This is a genomic window from Streptomyces sp. NPDC048370, assembly GCF_043200825.1.
Lineage (GTDB): Bacteria > Actinomycetota > Actinomycetes > Streptomycetales > Streptomycetaceae > Streptomyces.
The window spans coordinates 129278-151772 of record NZ_JBICYI010000001.1 but is presented as its reverse complement, the minus strand read 5'-3'; the positions used below and the strand labels follow the sequence as shown (position 1 = coordinate 151772).

Here is a 22495-nt window from a genome sequence, read left to right as displayed (position 1 = left end):
CGGCAGACCGACGATCAGATCGATGTCTTCTTCGTCGACAGGTTCGGGGCGGTCCATGTCGCGTGGGTGGTGGGCACCGGTGCTTGGAACCAGGCAATCGCTCTGACACCTCCGAACACGGCCCCGGCGAACGCGGCGCTGGCCACGGCCCGCCAGACCGACGATCAGATCGATCTCTTCTTCGCCGACGAGCACGGCGCCGTCAAAGTGATGTGGGTCGTCGGCACCGGCCTCTGGAACCAGCCCGTGGGGCTGTGACCCCGCGACCGCGGCAGCCGCGCCTCCGTCCTCCCGGCGTTACGGCGTCACGGATACGTCCGTACGTCGTCGGTGTACTCGCGCGCCCGCTCCTGTACGAGCTCCGGCAGCACACCCGACGCCAGGTCCTCGAGGGTCGTCCCCTCCAGGACCTGGCGCAGGCTTGCCCGTACCGCGCGCCACACGTCCGGCATGGGCGCCGCCGCGCCCCGGTACTCCAGACCGGTCAGCTTCAGGTCGCGCACGCTCACCAGAGGCCCGTCCATGGCCCGAAGGACATCCGCGAGGGTGATCTCCGCGGCCGGTCTGGCGAGGGTGTAGCCGCCGTCCGGGCCGCGGACGCTCCGTACCAGGCGGGCCTGCCGCAGCTCGCTGAGGACGACGAAGAGGAAGCGGACCGGGATGTCCTGCCGGCCGGCGACGTCCTCCGCCTTCAACGGCCGGTCGGGGGAAGAGGCCAGCTCCGCCATGGCCCTGACCGCGTAGTCCGTTCGCGCTGAGATCCTCACCGCCTCAATGTCTCACGGTTGGCGCGAAACCGATCCGGCCCCCGGGTGAAGGGACGGTGCGCTCTTGCCCGTGGCGCTCTTGCCCGTTCACATTGTTCATCGACATAGTGAACAACGTCGTGCAGTACCCGTCCCGGCCGGAGGTCCCTCGTGCCCGTGTCCAAGACCGCGCCCAAGACCCGGACCACGTCCGTCCGTCCACGACCGACCGTGGCCGTCGTCGGCGCGGGCGCGGCCGGGGCGCTGGTCGCCGTCCAGCTCTGCGAGACGGCCGCCCGGCGGCGGACCCCGATCGATCTCGTCCTGATCGACCCGGCGGCCGAGGCGGGACGCGGCACGGCCTACGCCACCGAGGTCGCCGAGCACCGGCTCAACGTGCCGGTCGGCGGGATGAGTTGCTACCCCGACGACGCCGGCCACTTCCGGCGCTGGCTCTGCCGCCACGGCGAATCCACCGTCACCGCCGCGGACTTCGCCTCCCGGTACCGCTTCGGTTCCTACCTCGCCGACACCCTCGGCCGCGCCGTCATCACGGCCCACGGCACCGTCGCCGTCCGCCGTCTGCGGACCCGGGCGACCCGCTGCGCCGAGACGGCCGACGGACGGTTCGAGCTGCGGCTCGCCGACGGCGGGACGGTGACCGCCGACAGCGTCGTCCTGGCCACCGGTCCCGCCGCCGGCACCGCGCGCTGGGCACCGGCCGCACTGCGCGACTCCGCACGGTTCATCGCCGCCCCGTGGGCGCCCGGCGCGCTCGACACGGTGGGCCCTGACGACGACGTCCTGCTCGTCGGCACCGGGCTGACCGCCGTCGACCTCGCGCTCGTCCTCGACCGGCCGGGCCGCACCGTGCACGCCCTCTCCCGCAGCGGGCTCCTGCCCCGCCCGCACGCCGTCGCCCCGCTGCCGCCCGTACCCCCGCCGCCCGGGCTCACGGCCCTCCCGCTGCACCGACTGCGCACCGCGCTCCGACGGCACATCGCCGCCTCGCTGCGCGACCACGGCGACTGGCGGCCCGCCCTCGACGGGCTGCGCCCCGTGATCGGCGCGCTCTGGCAGGGGCTCACCGACGAGGAGCGGGCCGAGTTCCTCGACCGCGACGCGACCCGCTGGAACGTCCACCGTCACCGGATGGCGCCGACCACCGCCGAGGCGATCGGCCGGGCGCGCGCCGCCCACCGGCTGCGCGTCCACGCGGGCCGGATCACCGCCGCACGGCCGCTGGACGACGGCCGGATCGCCGTCGGGCTCGCCGACGGCCGGGAGCTGACGGTGGCGTGGGTCGTGGACTGCACCGGGCCCGGGCTACGGGTCGACGCCGCCGCCGATCCGCTCTGGGGCGCCCTGCTCGCCGACGGCCTCGCGGTGCCCGGCCCCCTCGGCATCGGCGTCGCCACCGACACGGGCCGGCTGCGCGACGCCCGAGGCACCACCCACCGCCCGCTGTTCACCCTCGGCTCGTCCCGGCGCGGCGAACTGTGGGAGACGACCGCGATCCCCGAGATCAGGGCGCAGGCCCGGGAGGTCGCCGAGTCCGTGCTCGCCCCGCTCACCCGCGCCCCGCAGCCCACCCGCCGCCGGCCCACCGACCAGTTCGGGCTGCCGCTCTCCACCCACGCAGCCGCTGCCGCCGCCTACCGCAGCGGCCTCGGCCGGGTGATCACCGTACGGGCGAAGGCCGCCGAGGCGTTCGCCCGCGCCACCGCGCTCGACCCCGGCTTCGCCCTCGGCCACGCCGCACTCGCCCTCCTCGGCCACGAGTGCGGCGCCGACGTCGACGTCCACCGCGAACTCGCCGACGCCCAGCGCGGTGTCGCCGAGCGCGGAGACGAGCGGGAGCGCTCGTTCGTGGACGTGGTCACCCGCAGGATCGAACAGGGCGGCGGGGACGCGGCGGCGGACGGGGACCGGGCGCTCGTCGACCACCTCGACCGGCACCCCGTCGACGCCTTCGCCCTGAGCATCGCGGTGCCCACGATCGCCTTCTCCGGCGTCGGCGACATCGACGGAACGCTCGCCCGACGCCTGGTGGAGCACACCGCGCCCGCCTACGACGGCCACTGGTTCCCCACCTCGCTGCTCGCCTTCGTCCGCCAGGAGCAGGGCCGCGTCGACGAGGCGGGCCACCTCGCCACGGCGGCCCTCGCCGCCGAACCCGCCTCGGGACACGCCGCCCACGCCCTCGCCCACGTCCACTACGAGTCCGGCGCCCATCGCGCGGGCCGCGACTGGCTCGACGGCTGGATCGGTGGCCAGGGCCGAGGCGCCGTCCACCGGGCCCACTTCTCCTGGCACGTGGCGCTGCACGAACTCGCCCTGGACGACTCCGAGGCGGTACGCCGCCGCTGGTTCGCCCAACTCGCGCCGCGCCAGGTCAACGGCGTACGGGCCCTCGTCGACTCCGGCTCGCTCCTGTGGCGGGCCCGGATGACCCGGAACTGGACAGGCAGCGTCCCTGTGGACGGCGTGCTCGACGCCGTCGCCCGCGATCTCCTCGAACGGCCCGCCACCGCGTTCACCGCCCTGCACAGCGCTGTCGCCCTCACCGCGGCGGGCGACCTGTCCGCGCTCCGCCGGCTGCGCACCCACGCCGCCGGAGCCGACGCCGTCCAGCGCGAGGTCATCGCCCCGCTCTGCCACGCGCTCGAAGCCGTCCTGGAGGAGCGGTGGCCCGCGGCGGTGGACGGCCTGCGCGGACTGCTGCCCACGCTGCGCCGGGTGGGCGGCAGCGCCGCGCAGCGCGAGGTCGTCGAGGAGACCCTGCTCCACGCGCTCCTGGAGGCGGGCCAGTGCGACGCCGCCCGCCTCCTCCTGGAGGAACGCCTCGACCGACGCTCCTCCCCGCTCGACCGCCGCCGCCTGGCGGACCTCCCTCGATGAGGCCCGGACTCTCCGGAAAGGTCAGCCCCGCCCCTCGATCAAGCGGTGCAGGAGGTCCGCCGCGGCCCGGCCGAAGGTCGGGTCGTTGAGGTGGGTGTCGAACTCCACCACGTCGACAGGGCTGCCCCGCAGCCCGTCCTTGACCGCGTCGAACACGGCCTCGTCCAGCATCGGATCGTGGTACGGACCGCCCGGCGCGCCCAGCGTGGACAGCCCCCGCAGCGGCAGGCACACCGCCGTGGGGCCGGACGCGGTCCGCAGCTTCGCCGCGACGCGCGCTCCGAGCTCCGCGCACTCCTCGGCCGTCGTCCGCACCACCGAGATCGACGGGTTGTGCACCCGCACGTCCCGGTCCAACACCCGCTCAGGGACGGTGTCGAGCGGGCCGAACTTCACCATGTCGAGCGCGCCGGGGCTCACCACCTGAGGAATCCCCGCCCGGCCGGCGGCGAGCAGCCGGTCGGGGCCCGCCGTCAGGATGCCCCCGCAGAGGTCGTCCGCCAGCTCGCAGAGCGTCAGATCCAGGACGCCGGCGAAGAGCCGCTGCTCCGCCAGGGTCTCCAGCGTCCGGCCCCCTGCCCCGCTCGCGTGGAAGACCAGGACCTCGTAGCCGAGTTCGGTCAGTCGCGCGCGGGCGGCGTCGACCCCGGGGGTCGTCACCCCCGCCATGCTCGCCGCGACGAGCGGCCGGTCGTCCGGCACCGGGGGCGCGGCGGCCTCGAACCCCCGCGCCATCCCCGCCACCGCGTCGACCGCGTTCGCCAGTATCGGCGCCGACACCCGGTTGACCCCCGCGATGTCGACGACGCTGTACATCATCGTGATGTCCGACGAGCCGACATAGGGCGCGACATCGCCCGAGGCCATCGAGGAGACCATCACCTTCGGCACCCCGAGCGGCAGCGCCCGCATCGCGCGTGTCGCGATCGACGTGCCGCCGCTGCCGCCGAGCGCGAGCACCCCGTGCAGCCTGCCCTCCGCGTGCAGCCGCCGGACGATCTCGGCAGCCCCGCGAGCCATCGCGGTCACGGCCGCGCCGCGGTCACCCTCGCTCCGTAACCCGTCGAGATCCACGCCCGCCGCCCGCGCCACCTCGGCGCGGGAGACGTCCGCGGGTATGCGAGGGGCCCCGATCACCCCCGTGTCGACCATGATGACCTCGACCCCGCGGCTCTCCAGCCGCGCGCGCAGCCATCCGTACTCCAGACCTTTGGTGTCCAGCGTGCCCACCAGCACTACGATCGCCATTCCCGTACTGTCCGCCCAAGTCGACATGACGACAAGACTGTGGCAGCGGGACGCCAGACGGCATACTGACCCCTCTTGATCACCCACAAGGAGGAATGTCATGGCCGCCAGTTTCAAGACCGTCATCGAGGTGGGCCCGGACCATCTCGACCAGGCCCGGGCCATCGACCGGCTGTTCCAGCAGGCGATCGCCCCGGCCACCGTCAACTTCGACTTCGAGAACATCCACCAGGCCGCCGCCGCGATCCCGGACAGCTCCGTCGTGAAGATGGTGCGCGGCTGGGGACTGCAGGAGCAGGCCCCCGTCATGGTCATGGTGCTCTCGCTCAAGGAGGCGGTGCGGCAGGCGCTGCCCGGAGAGTTCGCGGACGCCGCGTTCTGGGGCACCGTCGAGCAGGAACTCGCCCACGCCTTCACGGGCCTCGCCGCGCAGGAGGGCGAGCCGGGACTCTCGTACTACGAGGAGGGTCCCGATCGGACCAGCTACTACCGTGACCTGTTCTTCGCCCTCCAGGACGAGGAGACCGGGGACCACATGTACGCGATCGCCTTCTGCATCGACGTGACCGTCGGTCTGGAGAAGGAGAAGGCCGCGGCCCTGGAGATCATGGACGTCGCGCCGTACGCGATCCGGCTCAACGCGATCGTCCTGCGCCAGCAGTTGAGCCTCGCGGCCTGACGCCCACACCCGGTCGCCCGAACGTGCGGGGGACCGCACCGGCCCGCCGTCCCGGGCCGGACCCGTAGGGAACCTAGACTGCCCGCATGGCGAAGTACTTCGACGTGCACCCCGAGAACCCCCAGCGGCGCACCATCAGCAGTGTGGCGGACAGCATCCGCTCCGGCGCGCTCATCGCGTACCCGACGGATTCCTGCTACGCGCTGGGATGCAGGATCGGCAGCCGCGACGGCATCGGCCGGATCCGCACGATCCGCGAACTCGACGACCGCCACCACTTCACCCTGGTGTGCCAGAACTTCGCGCAGCTCGGCCAGTTCGTGCACGTCGACAACGACGTCTTCCGCGCCGTCAAGGCGGCGACGCCCGGCAGCTACACCTTCATCCTGCCGGCGACGAAGGAAGTCCCGCGCCAGCTGCTGCACCCCAAGAAGAAGACCGTCGGCGTCCGGATTCCCGACCACGTCGTCACCCAGGCCCTCCTCGAAGAGCTCGGCGAGCCGCTGCTCTCCAGCACCCTCCTCCTGCCCGGCGAGGACGAACCGCTGACCCAGGGCTGGGAGATCAAGGAGCGGCTCGACCACGCGGTGGACGCGGTCCTCGACTCCGGCGACTGCGGTACGGAACCGACGACGGTGATCGACTTCTCCGAGGGCGAGCCGGAGATCGTACGCCGAGGGGCGGGCGACACCTCGCGGTTCGAGTAGCCGAGCGGGCCGGCGTGTGATGATCGCGCCATGACCGCGATATCTCCGCGGCACGGCCTGCTCCTTGCCGCTGCCGCCGTCCTGACCGCCGGCTGCGGCCTCGGGGCCGAACTCGACCGCGAGGTCGACCCCGAGCGGACCGGGTCCCACGCGACCGCCGAGCCCCCGGCGCGCCCCGGCGGTCCCGGCGACCTCGGGGTCACCCCTCAGGTGGAACCCCCGCGCCCCAGGGCGTCGCAGGAGTGTCCGGCCACGGGGGTGAAGGTGACGACCGGCATGGTCAACGCGGCCATGGGCCTGCGTGCCATGCCGGTGACCGTCACCAACTGCGGCGCGGGGGAGCAGCGCGTCAACGGGTATCCGGACGTACGGGTACGGGACGTGAACCGGGAGCCGATGGACGTCACCGTCCTCAAGGGCCCCGGGCCCATCACCCAGCTCGACGACCCGGGACCGCACCCCGTGACGCTGAAGCCCGGCGAGTCCGCGCGCAGCGTCTTCGTCTGGCGGTACTCGGCCGTCGACGCGGCGACCCTGCGGGGCAGCGGGGTGTACGTCGAGATCGCCCCGGCGGCGGGGGTGGCCCGCCAGACGGTGGAACCGGAGGGTGGCCTGGACATCGGCGAGACGGGTCTCCTCGGCACCACGGCCTGGCAGAAGGTCACGGACTGAACGCACCGCCCTGAGAGCCCTGAGGGCCCCGCCCTGAGCGCACCGCCCTGAGAGCCCCGGACGGTCAGTCGGGGAGGCGGAGGCGGGCGCGGCGGGCCGTCGCCACCAGGGCGGCCACCGTGGTGAGTTTGACGCGTGGACGGCCGGTCGCGTGGCCGCGGGCGCGTTCGGCACGGTCGATCGCGGCCAGGCCACGGGCGTCGACGACCTGGGCGCCGCGTCTGCGGACGAGCCGCCGGAACGCCTGGGGCGTACGGGACGCAGCCGGCAGGGCGCCCGCCACGGCGTCGGCCAGGAGCGTGCCGACCGTCTCGGCGGCGCACGTCCGGTTGGCACCGATCCCGCCCGAAGGACCGCGCTTGATCCAGCCGACGACGTACGTCCCCGGCATCCCGACCACCCGGCCGCGCTCGTGCGGCACGGTGCCGGTCGCCTCGTCGAACGGCAGCCCCGGCACCGGCAGACCCCGGTAGCCGACGGCCCGCAGGACGAGGCCGGCAGGTATCTCGAGCTCGCCCGTCCCCTCCGTCACCCGCGCGCCCCGCACCACGTCCTCGCCGGTCATCGCCACCGGAGCGGAGTGGAACCGGAGCACGACGCGCCGGTCCGCGCCCGGTGACCGCGACCAGTCGACCGTCTCCCGCGCCACGTCCCGCAACAGCGCCGCCTTCTCTCCCGGCCGCGCGCCGTCGATCGCCGCGCCGGTCCGCGGGTCGTGGTCGTCCACGACGAGGCGTACACCGGGCAGGTGGGTGAGGGCGCGGAGTTCGGAGGCGGTGTACGCGGCGTCCTCGGGACCCCGCCGCCCGAGCAGCACCACCTCGCGCACCCGCGAGCCGCGCAGGGCCGCGAGCGCGTGGTCGGCGATGTCGGTGCCGGCCAGGGTCTCGGGGGCCATGACGAGGATCCGGGCGACGTCGAGCGCGACGTTGCCGTTGCCGACCACGACGACCCGTTCGGCGCCGGTCAGGTCGATCGCGTCCGGGGCGGACTCGGGGTGCGCGTTGTACCAGGAGACGAACGCCGTCGCCGAGACGCAGCCGGGCAACTCCTCGCCGGGGACGTCGAGTCGGCGGTCGGCGCGGGCGCCGACGGCGTAGACCACCGCGTCGTGGTGCGCGGCGAGTTCCTCCGCCGTGACGTCCTTGCCGATCTCGACGCCGAGCCGCATCCGTACCCGGGGGTGGGTGTGGAAGCGGGCGAAGGTGTCCCCGACCTTCTTGGTCGCGGGGTGGTCGGGCGCCACGCCGTACCGGACGAGACCGCCCGCCACGGGCAGCCGGTCGACGAGGGTCACCTCGGCGGCGGTGTGCAGCAGCAGGTCCTCCGCCGCGTACATCCCGGCCGGGCCGGTCCCGACGACCGCGACCCGGATCGGAGCGAAGTCGGACGGCAGGCTCCGCTCGAAGGTCGGGGCGCCCCAGGAGTGGAAGTTCGGCCCCGGCGGGGCCACCGGCGGCGCCTTGTCGGCGAAGTAGGCGGCGTTGACGGCCGCGTACCCGGCCTGCGCGGGGGAGAGGCTGTCCACAGGGAAGATGGCGTCGACAGGGCAGGCGTCGGCGCACGCGCCGCAGTCGATGCAGGTCGCCGGGTCGATGTGGAGCATCTCCGTGCTGCCGAACGCCCGCTCCTGCGGCGTCGGGTGGATGCAGTTGACGGGGCAGACGGCGACACAGGTGGCGTCGTTGCAGCACGTCTGGGTGATGGCGTAGGTCATGTCGTCGGCTCAGCTCGCGTCGGCTCGGTCGGCATCGGTCAGATCAGGTGGGCGCGCCTGTAGAAGGCGAGGGCCGGCCTGGTGAGCAGTCCGGCCGAGGCCAGGAACTCCATCAACCCCGCGCAGCTGGACCGCATCAGGGACTTGTGGTGCTCGTTCGCCCTCGCCTCGGCGACGGCGCGCTCGACGTCGAGGCCCGCGCTCTCGTAGACCCTCCGGCCCACCATGCTGGTGACGATGACGTACGAGGCGATCGCGATCACGAGAGCGTGGAACTGGCGGCGCGCCCGGCTCGCGCCGCGCAGCCGCCTGCGCGTCTCCTCGCGGGCGAACTTCATGTGCCGCGACTCCTCCACGACATGGATGTTGTTGATCGTGCGGACGAACGGCACGACCCGCTCGTCCCGCATCCAGTCGCGCTGCATCACGTCGAGGACCTCCTCGGCGACCAGGATCGCCGCGTAGGCGGCCTCGCCGAACGCGACCGTCTTGAACGCCCGGCCGAGTTCGATCGCGATCCGGCGCGGACGGTAGGCGGGGGCACCCAGCTTCGCGGCGCCCCGCGCGAACATGATCGAGTGCCTGCACTCGTCGGCGACCTCGGTGAGCGCCCACTGGAAGCGGGGGTCGGTCGGGTCCTTGGCGTACATGTCGCGCAGCACCATCTGCTGCAGGATCATCTCGAACCAGATGCCGGTACTGGCCACCGACGCCGCCTCCTGGCGCGTCAGCTCCTTGCGCTGAGCGTCGGTCAACTCGCTCCAGTACGCGGTGGAGTAGAGCGTGCTCCACTCGGGGCTCGCGCCGTGGAAGTCCTTGTCGAGCGGGGTGTCCCAGTCGACCTCGGTGGCCGGGTCGTAGGACAGCTTCGCGGCCGAGTCGAGCAGCCGCCGGGCGACCTCCTGCTCGACGTGCCGGTCCTCGCTCTCCCGGGGGACGGTGCTGCGCGCCATGTGCGGCTCCTTGGATCGAGACGTCGCAGGCTTGTTAGATGCGGCGTCTAGCAAGCTGTTAGACGGAACGTATAACAAGGGGGTGCCGCGGGCCTACCCCCGTGCGGCACTTTCCCGCCGATCTCTCCACGCGCCCGGTCTTCTCCCGCCCCATGAGGCAACCCAGGCCCGCCGGTTGCCGTCCTCCGGTCACGAGAGGGGACCCCGAGGTGCCTGAGCCGCCGCGGGGTGTCCCGACAGGACCGATCGTGAGGAAGACCGCTTTGATACGTGTCACACGTGTGGTGACCACGGCCGTGGCGTTAGTCGCCCTGGCCGCGGCGTCGCCCCTGCCGGCGTTCGCCGAACCGTCCCCGGGATCCCCGTCCCGAGCGGGCGGCGAGAGAGGCGCCGCCGCCGACGGGGCGCTGCCGGAGGGCTGGCGCCTCACCGGCGAGGGCGCCGACCGCGAACTGGTCTGGACCTCCCCCGACCGCGTGCCCATGGGCGACGCCCGCGTCGAGTTCTACTCGGGCAACCGGCTCATAGGCCGCCCCGCACCGGCCGCCGACGGACACGCGTTCCGGCTGAAAGCCGACGGCATACGTCTTGGCTCCGCCGAGGACCTGAGGGTGATGGCCGCAGGGCGCCGCCTGGACGTCGGCACCCCGGGCGGCGCGGGCGCCGCGAGCAAGGCCCCCCGGAAGCGGCCCACCGCCCCCTCCGGGAAGGCGGAAGCGCCCCTGCCGGTCAACCCGGTCGACCCCGGCACACCCGGCGCCTACAAGACCGTCAGCGGCGAATACGACCTGCCGTCCGTCCGGTTGCCCGGATACGCCACGCCGATCGAGATGCGCGCCGTGGTCGTCGGACCGACCGGCGCACCCGGCAAGCGGCCGCTCGCGCTCTTCCTGCACGGCCGCCACGGCACCTGCTACGGCCCCGAGGAGCTGGTGACCGGCGACTGGCCCTGCGCCCCCGGCACCAAGCCGATCCCCAGCCACAAGGGCTATCTGCGCGCCCAGCAACTCCTCGCCTCCCAGGGCTATGTGACGGTCTCGATCTCCGCCAACGGGATCAACGCCCAGGACCACGCGGCCGACGACGCGGGCGCGCAGGCCCGCTCGTCCCTCGTACGGCAGCACCTGACCCGCTGGGCGGACTGGTCCGAGCAGCCCTCCGGCGCTCCGGCCGCCGTGCGCGCCACCGCGCCCGCCGACCTCTCCCGCGTCCTGCTCGTCGGCCACTCCCGGGGCGGCGAGGGCGTCAACCGCGCCGCGCTCGACAGCCTCCACCGGCCCCCGGCCGACCAGGACGGAGCCCCGGGCCCCGCGCGCTGGACGATCCGCGGCAACGTCCTGATCGGACCCACGATCTTCGGCCAGAACCCGGCCCCGGACGTGCCCTCGATGACCATGCTGCCCGGCTGCGACGGTGACGTCTCCGACCTGCAGGGCCAGATCTACGTCGACGGCACCCGTGGCGTCGGCCGCGGCGCCGCGCTGCAGAGCGCGGTGTACATGGTCGGGACCAACCACAACTACTTCAACAGCGAGTGGACTCCGGGCCAGGCGGAGGCACCCGCCTCCGACGACTTCTACGAGGGCGAAGTGAAGGACCCGGTGTGCTCGCCCGGCGCCGCGACCCGGCTGACCGCCGCGCAGCAGCAGACCGCCGGAGCCACCTACATCGCCGCCGCGGCCCAGCTGTTCGTCGCCGGTGACGACCGGGTCCGCCCGCTCCTCGACGGCACCGGCCGCCGCGCCCCCTCGGCCGGCCCCGCGCGCGTCCTCAGCCACGCCGTCGGCGGGCACCGTACCCCCGGCTTCCTGCCCGGCCCGGCGCTCACCGTGAGCGGCGGCGGCCGACTGTGCGCACAGATCGATCCCGACCCGGCCCGCGCCTGCCTGCCGCAGAACGACGACCAGACGGCCGGCCAGTCGCCGCACTTCGCGTCCTGGGACGCCTCGCCCGAGCCGGGCCGTGACGCCGTCGCCCTGCGGTGGCAGGGCGCGGGCGTGGGGTCCAAGGTGACCGTACGCTCCGACCGCCCGGTCTCCCTCAAGGGCTCCGACGCGCTGGCGCTCCGCGTCATCGTCCCGCCCAACACCACCGGTACGCGCATGGACATCGCCCTCGTGGACGCCGACGGCCGCCGGGCGCAGCTCGGCCGTGCCCAGCTCGACGGGCTCCCGGGCAGCGAAAGGACCGCCTCCCACTGGGGCCGCGAGGTCCGCGTGCCCATGGCCCTCGCCATCCGGTCCAAGCTGGACCTGACGCGGATCACGAGCCTCGAACTGACCCCGCGCGGCGGCTCCGGCCAGGCGTGGCTGATGGACGCCTGGGGCTGGCGCCCCGGTACTCCGGCGGCCCTCCCGGGCGCGATGCCGCGCATCGACATCGGCCGGCTGACCGTGGACGAGGGCGACTCCGGCGTGAAGACCTACCGCGTTCCGGTCCACGTCTCCGGCCAGGGCAGCGGCCAGGTCCGGGTGTTCACCCCCGCGCCGGACTCGGACGAGGTCACCTCGCGGATCGTGACGGTACGTCCCGGCAGCCAGACCATCGACGTGCCGGTCGAGGTGACGGGCAACACCCGCTTCGGGTACGACCTGTCGCGGGACGTGTCCGTGAAGGCGGTCAAGGGTGTGGCCGTCGGCTCCCACCGGGGCGGGGTCACCGCGCGGAACGACGACGCGAAGCCCACGGTCACGGTGGCCCCGGTCGCCGACGACGTCACCGAGGGCAAGCCCCTGACGTGGCGGGTGACCCTGTCCGAGGTCGCCGACGTGGAGGTCGGCGGCGTGCTCGAACTCCTGCCGGTCACCGGCGGTCCCGAGCTGTCCAGCGCGGACGTCGCACCTGCCTGGCTCGAGGAGACCTTCGGCCGGGTACCGGATCCGGCCGTGCCGCTCTCCCAGCTCGGCTGGGAGGGCGCGACCGCGACCCTCTGGGCGGACGTGCCCGCCGGCCGGACGAGCGTCGACGTGACGATCCCGACCGTCACGGACACGGTCGCCGAGCCCACGGAGACCCTGAAGGCCCGGCTGACCACCTACGACGAGAACTGGGATCCGCACCACGGACCCGAGTTCACGGGCTCGGTGCGGGACGCCGCGTAACCGGATGTGAGGATACGGACCGGACGGCGCGCGTCGCCTCGCGCGCCGTCCGGTCCGCCACCGAAGCCGTCCAGCGAGGCCAGCCATGACCCCCTCCTTCCAGCTCCTCCCCGGCTCCCCCGACTCTCCGGTCCTCCTCCATGTGCCGCACTCCTCCCGGGAGGTTCCCCCGGACGTGCGCGAGGGGATCGTGCTCGGGGACGAGGAACTCGCGCGCGAGCTGGACCACATCACCGACTCCCACACCGCCGCCCTCGCGGACGCGGCCGCGCGGTCCGCCGCCGTCACCCCCTGGCGGTTCGTCAATCTGCTCTCCCGGCTGGTCGTCGATCCCGAGCGCTTCCCGGACGAGCGCGAGGAGATGCGCGCGGTCGGGATGGGCGCGGTCTACACCCGGACCACGCACCGCGAAGAGCTGCGGCCCGAGGACTTCGACGAACGACCGCTCCTGGAGCGCTACTTCACGCCGTACGCCCGGGCCATGACCGCCGCCGTCGACGCCCGACTCGCCGCGACAGGCCGCGCCGTGATCATCGACGTGCACTCGTACCCGACCGAGGCGCTGCCCTACGAGCTGCACGGCACCGGCCCCCGGCCGCCGATCTGTCTCGGGACCGACGCCTTCCACACGCCGCCCGCCCTGCTGGACGCGGCACGGAAGGCGTTCGCGCCGTTCGGCGGCATCGGGACGGACAGCCCCTTCGCCGGGACGTACGTACCGCTGGCGCACTACGGCCGCGACCCCCGCGTCACCGCCCTGATGATCGAGATCCGCCGGGACGTCTACATGCGCGAACCCGGCGGCCCCGCCGGGCCCGGCCTCGACGCCCTCGGCGCGGCTCTGGCGGTCCTGGTCGAGGAAGCGGCGTCGCCGCACGGGTGAAATCCCTCCGCGACGGCCCCTTCGTGCCGATGCTGGGAACCATGAACGCCACACGCTCCCTCCGCCGGCGGCCCACCCGGACCGACCGGCTTCTCGCGGTCGCCGGCGGGGTCCTCTCCGGCTACGTCGCCCTGGCCGTCGCCGACGTCCTCGCCGGCCTGATCCGCCACGAGTCCGGCCCGGTCACGGCCGTCGGCGACGCCGTCGTCGACCGGACCCCGGCCGCCGTCGAGCAGTGGGCGATCCGCACGTTCGGGGAGAGCGACAAGGCCGTCCTCCTGCTGGGCATCGTGCTGGTCCTCGGTCTGATCGCCGCCGCACTCGGGCTGCTCGCCCTGCGCCACCGATGGGCCGGGGCCATCGGTGTCCTCGGCTTCGGCGTCGTCGGCGCGCTCGCGGCCGTCACCCGGCCCGACTCCGACTCCGCGCTCGACGCCCTGCCCTCGCTCGTCGGTGCGGTGGTGGGAGCCGTCCTGCTGTACGTCCTCATCGGCCGGCTGCTCGCCTCGGACGACGCCGCCCCGCCGCAGGAGGCCGCCCGCGCCGACCGCCGCCGCTTCCTCGTCGTCGCCGCCGCGACGGGCCTCGCGGCGACCGCGGCCGCCGCGATCGGCCGGGCGGCGGGGACGCCCTCGGGGGAGGGGGCCACGGCCTCCCGCAGGGCCCTGCGGCTGCCCCGGCCGGTCTCGGCCGCGCCGGCCGTGCCGCGCGGGGCGCAGCTCGACGTGCCCGGCATCAGCCGCTTCCTCACCCCGAACAAGGATTTCTACCGGGTCGACACGGCCCTCGTGGTCCCCAAGGTGGACGCCGACACCTGGCGCCTGCGCGTCCACGGCATGGGTGTGGTCGACGAACTCTCCCTGGACCTCCGCGAACTGATGGGCCGTGAGGTCGTGGAGCGGGACATCACGCTCGCCTGCGTCTCCAACGAGGTCGGCGGCCCCTACGTCGGCAACGCCCGCTGGCTCGGCGTACGCCTCGCGGATCTGCTCCGCGAGGCCGGGGTTCGCCCGCCGTCCGAAGGGGGTCCCGCCGACCAGCTCGTCGCCCGGTCCGTCGACGGCATGACCATCGGCACCCCCGTCGAGGCCGTCATGGACGGGCGCGACGCGCTGCTCGCCTTCGGCATGAACGGCGAACCCCTCCCCTTCGACCACGGCTTCCCGGTCCGCATGCTCGTCCCCGGGCTGTACGGCTACGTCTCCGCCTGCAAGTGGATCGAGTCCCTCGAACTGACCACCTTCGACGCCTACGACGCCTACTGGGTCCCGCGCGGCTGGGCCGCCCAGGCCCCGGTCAAGACCCAGTCCCGGATCGACACCCCCCGGGACCTCGCCCGCCCCGCGGCGGGCACGGTCATGATCGCCGGGGTCGCCTGGGCCCAGCACCGGGGCATCGCGCGGGTGGAGGTCAGGGTCGACGACGGCCCCTGGCGGGAGGCCCGGCTCGGCACGGAGGACAGCCGGGACACCTGGCGCCAGTGGGTCCACCCCTGGCAGGCCGAGCCCGGTCGCCACACGCTCACGGTCCGCGCCACCGACGGCACCGGCGTGACCCAGCCCGAGCGGCGAACGGACACCATGCCGGACGGGGCCGCGGGCTGGCACTCGGTCGTCGTGACGGTCGGGTCCTGAGGGGTCCGGGACCGGGGAGCGGGCCTCAAGGCGGGCCCCTCGGAAAGATCAAAAGATGGGCGGGTTAGCATATGAGCACCGCCTAGCTCGAAAGATGAACTCGTGACTGTCAATGACGACTCGTTCACCAGCTGGAAGAACCGCGAGGAGATCGCGGAGTCGATGATTCCGATCATCGGGAAGTTGCACCGGGAGCGGGACGTCACGGTCCTGCTCCACAGCCGTTCCCTGGTGAACAAGTCGGTGGTGAGCATTCTCAAGACCCACCGATTCGCCCGTCAGATCGCCGGCGAGGAACTCTCGGTCACCGAGACCATGCCGTTCCTGCAGGCGCTCGCCGCGCTCGACCTGGGTCCGTCCCAGATCGACATCGGCATGCTCGCCGCGACGTACAAGACCGACGACCGCGGTCTCTCGGTGGAGGAGTTCACCGCCGGGGCCGTCGCCGGTGCCACCGGCGCCAACAAGATCGAGTGCCGCGACGGCCGCGACGTCGTCCTCTACGGCTTCGGCCGCATCGGCCGCCTCGTCGCCCGCCTGCTCATCGAGAAGTCCGGCTCCGGCAACGGCCTGCGCCTGCGCGCCATCGTCGTGCGCGGCGGCGGCGAGCAGGACCTGGTCAAGCGCGCCTCGCTGCTGCGCCGCGACTCGATCCACGGCCAGTTCCAGGGCACGATCACCGTCGACGAGGCGAACAGCACCATCGTCGCCAACGGCAACACGATCAAGGTGATCTACGCCAACGACCCCTCCGAGGTCGACTACACGGCGTACGGCATCAAGGACGCCATCCTCATCGACAACACGGGCAAGTGGCGGGACCGCGAGGGCCTGTCGAAGCACCTGCGCCCCGGCATCGACAAGGTTGTCCTGACCGCCCCGGGCAAGGGCGACGTCCCGAACATCGTCCACGGCGTCAACCACGACACGATCAAGCCGGACGAGCAGATCCTGTCCTGCGCGTCCTGCACCACGAACGCGATCGTGCCGCCGCTCAAGGCGATGGACGACGAGTACGGCGTCCTGCGCGGCCACGTCGAGACCGTCCACTCGTTCACGAACGACCAGAACCTGCTGGACAACTACCACAAGGCCGACCGCCGCGGCCGCTCCGCGCCGCTCAACATGGTCATCACGGAGACCGGCGCAGCCTCGGCCGTCGCCAAGGCCCTGCCCGACCTGAAGGCGCCGATCACCGGCAGCTCGATCCGCGTCCCCGTCCCGGACGTCTCGATCGCCATCCTGAGCCTGCGCCTGGGCCGCGAGACCACCCGCGAGGAGGTCCTCGACCACCTCCGCGACGTCTCGCTCCACTCGCCGCTGAAGCGCCAGATCGACTTCACCACGGCCCCCGACGCGGTCTCCATGGACTTCGTGGGCTCGCGCCACGCCTCGATCGTCGACGCCGGCGCCACCAAGGTCGACGGCGACAACGCGATCCTCTACCTCTGGTACGACAACGAGTTCGGCTACTCGTGCCAGGTCATCCGGGTCGTCCAGCACGTCTCCGGCGTCGAGTACCCGACGTACCCGGCCCCGGCGGTCTGACCCCGGGCACGTACGGCACGCATGAGCGAGGCCCCCACCGGAAGCGGTGGGGGCCTCGCCCTGTTCTGCTCAGGATCGCGGAGTCTCGCCCGCCCGGTCGACCGCGGCCCTGGTGAGGATCGCGGACGTGCCGACGACCGTGCCCGCCGGACCGGCGTCGCCCGACTCGGTCAGGACCGTGCGCTCCCCGAGGAAGACGTGGGTGACCGGGTCGAAGACCCACTGGGTCTGCCGCCCGTGGGACGTCCTGGCGACGGCGACCCCGGGCCGGCCCAGGGCATCGGTGGCCGCCGGGACGACCACCACCCCGGGGATCCTGCCGGCCGCCCGGTAGAGCGCGGCGCTGACCCGGGGCGGCGCCCAGCTCTCCATGAGCAGGTCCCCGATCGCGGCGAACGCCCGCTGGTCGGGGTCCGCGCCGGGGGCGCCGTCCCCGCCCCCGGTCTCCTTCCGGATCAGCGCGAGGAGGGCCTCGGGGTCGGTCGGGAGCTCCGCGAGCTCCTGGACCGTCCTGCGGGCCGGGGCGTCGGCGCCGAGCGGGGAGTCCGGTCCGCCCTCCTCGCGCAGCAACCCCGGGCGCGTGCCGTCGGCCGACAGCCACACCTGGCGCGTGTGCACGGGCGGCAGGGTGACGGGGCCGCCCCCGGCGCTCTGGGACCCGTACGCGACCTTGCTCTCGACGTACACGAACTGCTCGGCCCGGAGCGGCGGTCGCGCTCCCTCACCCGCGGCGAGGGCGATCCGGTCGAGCAGTCGGGCCGCCTCGGGGGAGGCGACGGCCGGGACGTTCCCGCCGTGCGGCGTGTCGGCCCCGTCGAAGGTCACGGCGACACCGATCGCCAGGGCGCAGGCGACGGCCGGTGCCAGCACACGGATCAGACGCGGGCGGCGCGCCGGACGCCGTACCGCGGTCCGCTCGATGTCGTCCGCCCGGCTCAAGAGGGCCGCCTTGAGCCGCTGTTCGCGGTCGGACGTAAGGTCGGGGACGGTCGGCGGGGGCAGGAGCCCGGCCAGGTCGGCGTGGGCGGGGTCCCCGGTGCGGTGCGGGCTGAGGTTCATCCGTGGTTCTCCTGGGGCTTCGGCCGGACCGCGCGGGCGGGGCCCGCCACCGGCTGGTCGGGGGTGGTGCTCCGGTCGCGCGCGCCTCGTGCGGTCCGTGCGGTGCGCGCGGTGCGTGTGGTCCGTGCGGTTCGCGCCGTCTCGGCCTCGGCGAGCGCGCGCAGCCGGGTACGGGCCCGGGACAGCCGCGACCGGACGGTTCCGATCGGCACGCCGAGCGCCTCGGCGGCGGCCGCGTAGTCAAGGCCCGCCCACACGACGAGCGTGAAGACCTCGCGGTCGCGGCGGCGCAGCCGGCCGAGCGCGGCGTGCGCCGCGCGCAGCTGCTCGGAGTCGGCGAGGTGCGTGACGAGCTCCTCGGCGAAGTCCGGGACCGAGCCGCGTTCCGGCAGCCGGGCGAGCGCGATGTCACGGCGCCGCCGGGCCCGCGCGCCCTGGCGCATCAGATTGGTGGCGATGCCGAGCAGCCACGGCCGCAGCCCGTCACCCTCGGGCCGTAGCCGCTCCCGGCTCCGCCAGGCCTCCAGGAAGGTCGCCGAGACGACGTCCTCGGCCTCCGCCCAGTCGCCCGTCACCCGCAGGGCATAGCGGTACAGCACCTGGGCGTGTGCGTCGTACAGCTCACCCAGGGCCTCCCGGTCGCCGCTGCGGAAGCGCTCTCTCATCACTGTTTCCACACCCAGCACTGGCCGCGGCGTTGCACGGGTTCCGGTGACCTGCACCACACCCGAGGGAGACACCTCGCGGCCGTGTGACGTGGCTCACCGGAACGCCGGTGCCCGGCGGACCAGTACGGATCATGAACACTTCCTCGCCTTCCCAGCCTTCCTCGCCCTCCGAGCCCTCCGAGCCTTCCGCGTCTTCATCGCGCTCTCGCCGGTCCGTCCTGCGGACCGCCGGCCTCGCCGCCGCCGTGGCCGCGGTGGGCCTCGCCCCCGCCCGGAGCGCCGTCGCGGCTGCGCGGACACCGGACACGTACAGCCTGACGATCACCCACCTCGACCGCGCCGGGCGGCCGACCGGCGCGTACACCACCACCGTCACCGGTCTTGCCGGGCCCGGCGCCGAGGAGAGCGTCCAGCCGCACGACCCCTCCGGGACGGTCACCGTGCGCCTGCCCAGGGGCCGTTACGTCCTGGACAGCGTCCTGACCGCCTCGGGCGACGGGGGCGGCACGGACTGGATCGTGCGACCGCGCCTCGACCTGGTCCGCGACACCACCGTCACGGTCGACGCCCGCACCGCGAAGCCGGTCGACGTCCGGCCGCCGGCCCGGTCCGCCGCGCTCCTGCACGCCGGGATGTTCCTCCGGATCACCCACGACGGGACCGAGCGGTTCCTCAACCAGGTCGTCGACTCGCCCACGCTGCGCGTCGCCCACCTGGGCCCCGCCGCCGAACCCGGTTCGGTGGAGCAGTGGTACGACGCGTACTGGGGCACCGGGAGCGAGAGTTACGCCCTCGGCCACACCGCCACCGGCTCCCGCGCCCTCACCGGGCTCACCCTGCGTCCCTCGATCCGGCAGCTGGCGACCCTCCTGGTCCACGGGGGAGCGGGGGCGGGCGCCCCCGGTACCGCGACCATCGACCTGCTCCCGAGCGAGGGACCCACCGTGGGCCTGTCGCGGCCCCTGGCGACCCCCGGCACCGCGACGTACCTCGTGACCCCCGAACGCGGCACCTGGGACGTCATGTACACGGTCCGGCCGAGCTCGCCGGACGGACCGCCGCCGACGTCCTACCGTGCCGAGGGCATCCGCGTCCGCGCGGGCGGGACGACCACCCGGAGCTTCGACGGCGCCGCCCGGCTATGAACCGACCTTGCGCTTGTTCCACACGTCGAAGCCGACCGCCGCCAGCAGCACCAGGCCCTTGATCACCTGCTGCCAGTCCGTCCCGATCCCCACCAGGTTCATGCCGTTGTTGAGCACACCGAGGACCAGGCCGCCGACGATGGCGCCCAGGACCGTGCCGACACCTCCGCTCATCGACGCACCGCCGATGAACGAGGCGGCGATCGCCTCCAGTTCGAAGTTGATGCCCGCCTTCGGCGAGGCCGCGTTGAACCGGGCGGCGAAGACCAGACCGGCGAGCGCCGCCAGCACTCCCATGTTGAGGAAGACCAGGAAGGTGACCTTCCTGTCCCGCACACCGGAGAGCTTGGCGGCGGGCAGGTTGCCACCGATCGCGTACACATGCCGTCCGACGATCGCGTTGCGCATGACGTAACCGAAGCCGACGAGGAGCGCCGCCAGGATCAGGAGCACAACGGGGGCGCCCTTGTAGCTCGCCAGCAGGAGCGTGAACACCAGGACCGTCGCGACCAGCGCGCCCAGCTTCACCGCGAACAGGCCGACGGGCGCGACCTGGAGGGCGTACTCCTGCTGGCGGCGGCGGTCCCGTACCTCCTGCCACACGACGAAGACCATGAGGGCCAGGCCGAGCAGCAGCGTCAGATTGTGGTAGTCCGTTTTCGGCCCGACCTCGGGAAGGAAACCGTTGGAGACGGTCTGCAGCCCGTCGGGGAAGGGACCGATCGTCTGGCCCTTGAGGAAGATCTCGGTGAGCCCACGGAACAGGAGCATGCCGGCGAGCGTGACGATGAACGACGGAATGCCGAGATACGCGATGAAGAAGCCCTGCATCGCCCCGGCCGCCGCGCCGAGCAGCAGCACGAGCACCACCGCCAGCGGCCACGCCATCCGGTGCTCGACCATCAGCACGGCGGAGACCGCGCCGACGAAGGCGGTGAGCGAGCCCACCGACAGATCGATATGGCCCGAGATGATGACGATCATCATGCCGATCGCCAGGATGAGGATGTAGCTGTTCTGCAGGACGAGGTTCGAGACGTTGCGCGGCAGCAGCAGATCGCCGCCCGTCCAGACCGCGAACAGGGCCACGATCAGCCCGAGGGCGATCAGCATCCCGTACTGCCGCATGTTGCCGCGCAGTCCGTCGAGGATCAGCCGGCCGACGCCGGGCCCGGTCCTCTCGGGCCCGTCCGCCGGCCCGTTCCGGCTCTTCCCCGTGCCGTCGTCGGCCGTCCGGTCGCCGGCGGTGAGATCGGTGCTCATGCGCGCTCGCTCCTGTCCTTGGTCATGTGCCGCATCAGCAGCTCCTGGGTCGCCTCGGCCCGGGACACCTCGCCCGTCAGCCGGCCCGCCGCCATCGTGTAGACGCGGTCGCACATGCCGAGCAGTTCGGGGAGTTCCGAGGAGATGAAGAGGACCGCCTTGCCCTCGGCGGCCAACCGGTCGATGACGGTGTAGATCTCGTACTTGGCGCCCACGTCGATCCCACGGGTCGGCTCGTCCAGGATCAGGACGTCAGGACCTGCGAAGATCCACTTGCTGAGCACGACCTTCTGCTGGTTGCCGCCCGAGAGCCGGCCGACCGGCTCGAAGACCGTCGGCGCCTTGATGTTCATCGACCGGCGGAAGCCCTCGGAGACCCGGGCCTCCGCGTGCTCGTCGACGATGCCGCGCCGGGCGACCTTCGCCAGCGCGCTCAGCGAGACGTTGCGGTTGATCGTGTCGATCAGGTTGAGGCCGTAGTGCTTGCGGTCCTCGGTGACGTACGCGATGCCGTGCCCGACCGCCTCCGGGACCGTACGCGTACGGATCTCCACGCCGTCCTTGAGGACCGTGCCGCCGCCGTACCGCCCGTAACTGCGCCCGAACACGCTCATCGCCAGCTCGGTGCGGCCCGCGCCCATCAGACCCGCGATGCCGACGATCTCGCCGCGCCGCACGGTCAGCGACACACCGTCGACGACCTTGCGGTCCTTGTCGATCGGGTGGTGCACGGTCCAGTCCCGGATCTCCAGGGCCGGCGCCGCGCCCCGCTCCGGCTCGTGCGGGGTGCGCTCGGGAAACCGGTGGTCCAGATCGCGGCCCACCATGCCCCGGATGATCCGCTCCTCGGTGGTCTCCGGGGCCTTCACGTCGAGGGTCTCGATCGACCGGCCGTCGCGCAGGACGGTCACCGAGTCCGCGATCCGGGCGATCTCGTTCAGCTTGTGCGAGATGATGATGGACGTGATGCCCTGAGCCTTCAACTCATCGATGAGATCGAGGAGTTTGCCGCTGTCCTCGTCGTTGAGCGCGGCCGTCGGCTCGTCCAGGATCAGCAGCTTCACCTCCTTGGCGAGCGCCTTGGCGATCTCCACGAGCTGCTGCTTGCCGACCCCGATGTCCGCGACCCGGGTCTGCGGATGCTCGTCGAGGCCCACCCGGCGCAGCAGCTCGGCGGCGTGCCGCAGGGTGCGGTCCCAGCTGATGACGCCCCGGGTGGCGTGCTCGTTGCCGAGGAAGATGTTCTCCGCGAGGGAGAGGTACGGCACCAGGGCGAGCTCCTGGTGGATGATCACGATGCCGCGCTTCTCGCTCGCCCCGATGTCCCTGAACCGGCAGGGCTCGCCCTGGAAGACGACCTCCCCTTCGTAACTCCCGTACGGATGCACCCCGCTGAGGATCTTCATCAGCGTCGACTTGCCCGCTCCGTTCTCCCCGCAGACCGCGTGCACCTCGCCCGCGCGGACGGTCAGGGAGACGTCCGAGAGTGCTGTCACGCCGGGAAAGGTCTTGCTGATCGAGCGCATGTCCAGGACGGCTCCCGCCATGGCACACCACCCCTCTCCGGTCCG

The 22495-nt window shown here is 73.1% G+C and carries 18 protein-coding genes; 10 read left to right on the top strand and 8 right to left on the bottom strand.

Annotation, left to right across the window (positions count from 1 at the left end):
• Positions 1-258, top strand: a 258-nt coding sequence (locus ACGFYP_RS00600) for a hypothetical protein (protein WP_393485095.1), incomplete at its 5' end; no start/stop codon positions are given.
• Positions 259-305: 47 nt separating this feature from the next.
• On the opposite strand, the gene ACGFYP_RS00595 is transcribed toward ACGFYP_RS00600, so the two are convergent.
• Positions 306-767, bottom strand: coding sequence for an RrF2 family transcriptional regulator (locus ACGFYP_RS00595; RefSeq protein WP_393485094.1), 462 nt, complete (start codon positions 765-767; stop codon positions 306-308).
• Positions 768-977: 210 nt separating this feature from the next.
• Between ACGFYP_RS00595 and ACGFYP_RS00590 the strand changes: the two genes are divergently transcribed.
• The gene (locus ACGFYP_RS00590) at positions 978-3647 is read left to right on the top strand and encodes an FAD/NAD(P)-binding protein (protein ID WP_393485983.1); all 2670 of its coding nucleotides are present in this window, start codon (positions 978-980) and stop codon (positions 3645-3647) included.
• 21 nt (positions 3648-3668) lie between these two features.
• Here the strand turns inward: ACGFYP_RS00590 and ACGFYP_RS00585 are convergent, their stop codons facing one another.
• Positions 3669-4895: a Tm-1-like ATP-binding domain-containing protein gene (locus tag ACGFYP_RS00585; RefSeq protein WP_393485093.1), complete on the bottom strand. Its 1227-nt coding sequence runs from the start codon at positions 4893-4895 to the stop codon at positions 3669-3671.
• A 100-nt stretch (positions 4896-4995) separates the two neighbouring features.
• On the opposite strand from ACGFYP_RS00585, the gene ACGFYP_RS00580 reads away from it, so the two are divergent.
• The 3 genes from ACGFYP_RS00580 to ACGFYP_RS00570 all read left to right on the top strand — a co-directional run bounded on the left by ACGFYP_RS00580 (position 4996) and on the right by ACGFYP_RS00570 (position 6953).
• Positions 4996-5574: a Type-2Aa cytolytic delta-endotoxin gene (locus ACGFYP_RS00580; RefSeq protein WP_393485092.1), complete on the top strand. Its 579-nt coding sequence runs from the start codon at positions 4996-4998 to the stop codon at positions 5572-5574.
• Positions 5575-5660: 86 nt separating this feature from the next.
• Positions 5661-6281 (top strand): L-threonylcarbamoyladenylate synthase, encoded by a 621-nt coding sequence (locus ACGFYP_RS00575; RefSeq protein ID WP_361955493.1) that lies wholly within the window; start codon positions 5661-5663, stop codon positions 6279-6281.
• Between the two features lie 30 nt (positions 6282-6311).
• A complete protein-coding gene (locus tag ACGFYP_RS00570) occupies positions 6312-6953 on the top strand; it encodes a DUF4232 domain-containing protein (protein WP_393485091.1) in 642 nt (213 codons plus the stop codon).
• 64 nt (positions 6954-7017) lie between these two features.
• On the opposite strand, the gene ACGFYP_RS00565 is transcribed toward ACGFYP_RS00570, so the two are convergent.
• Entirely contained in the window at positions 7018-8670 is a 1653-nt protein-coding gene (locus tag ACGFYP_RS00565) for an FAD-dependent oxidoreductase (RefSeq protein WP_393485090.1), read from the bottom strand.
• A 38-nt stretch (positions 8671-8708) separates the two neighbouring features.
• Positions 8709-9623, bottom strand: coding sequence for a diiron oxygenase (locus tag ACGFYP_RS00560; RefSeq protein ID WP_393485089.1), 915 nt, complete (start codon positions 9621-9623; stop codon positions 8709-8711).
• A 263-nt stretch (positions 9624-9886) separates the two neighbouring features.
• On the opposite strand from ACGFYP_RS00560, the gene ACGFYP_RS00555 reads away from it, so the two are divergent.
• The 4 genes from ACGFYP_RS00555 to ACGFYP_RS00540 all read left to right on the top strand — a co-directional run bounded on the left by ACGFYP_RS00555 (position 9887) and on the right by ACGFYP_RS00540 (position 16789).
• The gene (locus tag ACGFYP_RS00555) at positions 9887-12724 is read left to right on the top strand and encodes a hypothetical protein (protein WP_393485088.1); all 2838 of its coding nucleotides are present in this window, start codon (positions 9887-9889) and stop codon (positions 12722-12724) included.
• Positions 12725-12809: 85 nt separating this feature from the next.
• Positions 12810-13607: an N-formylglutamate amidohydrolase gene (locus ACGFYP_RS00550; protein WP_393485087.1), complete on the top strand. Its 798-nt coding sequence runs from the start codon at positions 12810-12812 to the stop codon at positions 13605-13607.
• Between the two features lie 41 nt (positions 13608-13648).
• Positions 13649-15241, top strand: coding sequence for a molybdopterin-dependent oxidoreductase (locus tag ACGFYP_RS00545; RefSeq protein ID WP_393485086.1), 1593 nt, complete (start codon positions 13649-13651; stop codon positions 15239-15241).
• A gap of 102 nt (positions 15242-15343) precedes the next feature.
• The gene (locus ACGFYP_RS00540; RefSeq protein ID WP_361955507.1) at positions 15344-16789 is read left to right on the top strand and encodes a glyceraldehyde-3-phosphate dehydrogenase; all 1446 of its coding nucleotides are present in this window, start codon (positions 15344-15346) and stop codon (positions 16787-16789) included.
• A 69-nt stretch (positions 16790-16858) separates the two neighbouring features.
• Here ACGFYP_RS00540 and ACGFYP_RS00535 read toward each other — a convergent pair whose 3' ends face one another.
• Positions 16859-17848: a CU044_5270 family protein gene (locus ACGFYP_RS00535; RefSeq protein ID WP_393485085.1), complete on the bottom strand. Its 990-nt coding sequence runs from the start codon at positions 17846-17848 to the stop codon at positions 16859-16861.
• Positions 17845-18513, bottom strand: coding sequence for an RNA polymerase sigma factor (locus tag ACGFYP_RS00530; RefSeq protein WP_393485084.1), 669 nt, complete (start codon positions 18511-18513; stop codon positions 17845-17847). The genes ACGFYP_RS00535 and ACGFYP_RS00530 overlap by 4 nt, the downstream gene beginning before the upstream one ends.
• A gap of 248 nt (positions 18514-18761) precedes the next feature.
• Between ACGFYP_RS00530 and ACGFYP_RS00525 the strand changes: the two genes are divergently transcribed.
• The gene (locus ACGFYP_RS00525; RefSeq protein WP_393485083.1) at positions 18762-19661 is read left to right on the top strand and encodes a hypothetical protein; all 900 of its coding nucleotides are present in this window, start codon (positions 18762-18764) and stop codon (positions 19659-19661) included.
• On the opposite strand, the gene mmsB is transcribed toward ACGFYP_RS00525, so the two are convergent.
• Both mmsB and mmsA read right to left on the bottom strand, forming a co-directional pair.
• Positions 19656-20924, bottom strand: coding sequence for a multiple monosaccharide ABC transporter permease (gene mmsB, locus ACGFYP_RS00520; protein WP_393485082.1), 1269 nt, complete (start codon positions 20922-20924; stop codon positions 19656-19658). The genes ACGFYP_RS00525 and mmsB overlap by 6 nt on opposite strands.
• Entirely contained in the window at positions 20921-22471 is a 1551-nt protein-coding gene (gene mmsA / locus ACGFYP_RS00515; protein ID WP_393485081.1) for a multiple monosaccharide ABC transporter ATP-binding protein, read from the bottom strand. Before mmsA ends, mmsB begins: the two co-directional genes overlap by 4 nt.
• Between the last annotated feature and the right edge of the window lie 24 nt (positions 22472-22495).

Coding starts and splice junctions, on each gene's coding strand:
- ACGFYP_RS00570 (WP_393485091.1), top strand. CDS start 6,312: ATGACCGCGATATCTCCGCGGCACGGCCTGCTCCTTGCCGCTGCCGCC.
- mmsA (WP_393485081.1), bottom strand. CDS start 22,471: ATGGCGGGAGCCGTCCTGGACATGCGCTCGATCAGCAAGACCTTTCCC.
- ACGFYP_RS00545 (WP_393485086.1), top strand. CDS start 13,649: ATGAACGCCACACGCTCCCTCCGCCGGCGGCCCACCCGGACCGACCGG.
- ACGFYP_RS00530 (WP_393485084.1), bottom strand. CDS start 18,513: ATGAGAGAGCGCTTCCGCAGCGGCGACCGGGAGGCCCTGGGTGAGCTG.
- ACGFYP_RS00585 (WP_393485093.1), bottom strand. CDS start 4,895: ATGGCGATCGTAGTGCTGGTGGGCACGCTGGACACCAAAGGTCTGGAG.
- ACGFYP_RS00550 (WP_393485087.1), top strand. CDS start 12,810: ATGACCCCCTCCTTCCAGCTCCTCCCCGGCTCCCCCGACTCTCCGGTC.
- ACGFYP_RS00575 (WP_361955493.1), top strand. CDS start 5,661: ATGGCGAAGTACTTCGACGTGCACCCCGAGAACCCCCAGCGGCGCACC.
- mmsB (WP_393485082.1), bottom strand. CDS start 20,924: ATGAGCACCGATCTCACCGCCGGCGACCGGACGGCCGACGACGGCACG.
- ACGFYP_RS00560 (WP_393485089.1), bottom strand. CDS start 9,623: ATGGCGCGCAGCACCGTCCCCCGGGAGAGCGAGGACCGGCACGTCGAG.
- ACGFYP_RS00580 (WP_393485092.1), top strand. CDS start 4,996: ATGGCCGCCAGTTTCAAGACCGTCATCGAGGTGGGCCCGGACCATCTC.
- ACGFYP_RS00565 (WP_393485090.1), bottom strand. CDS start 8,670: ATGACCTACGCCATCACCCAGACGTGCTGCAACGACGCCACCTGTGTC.
- ACGFYP_RS00535 (WP_393485085.1), bottom strand. CDS start 17,848: ATGAACCTCAGCCCGCACCGCACCGGGGACCCCGCCCACGCCGACCTG.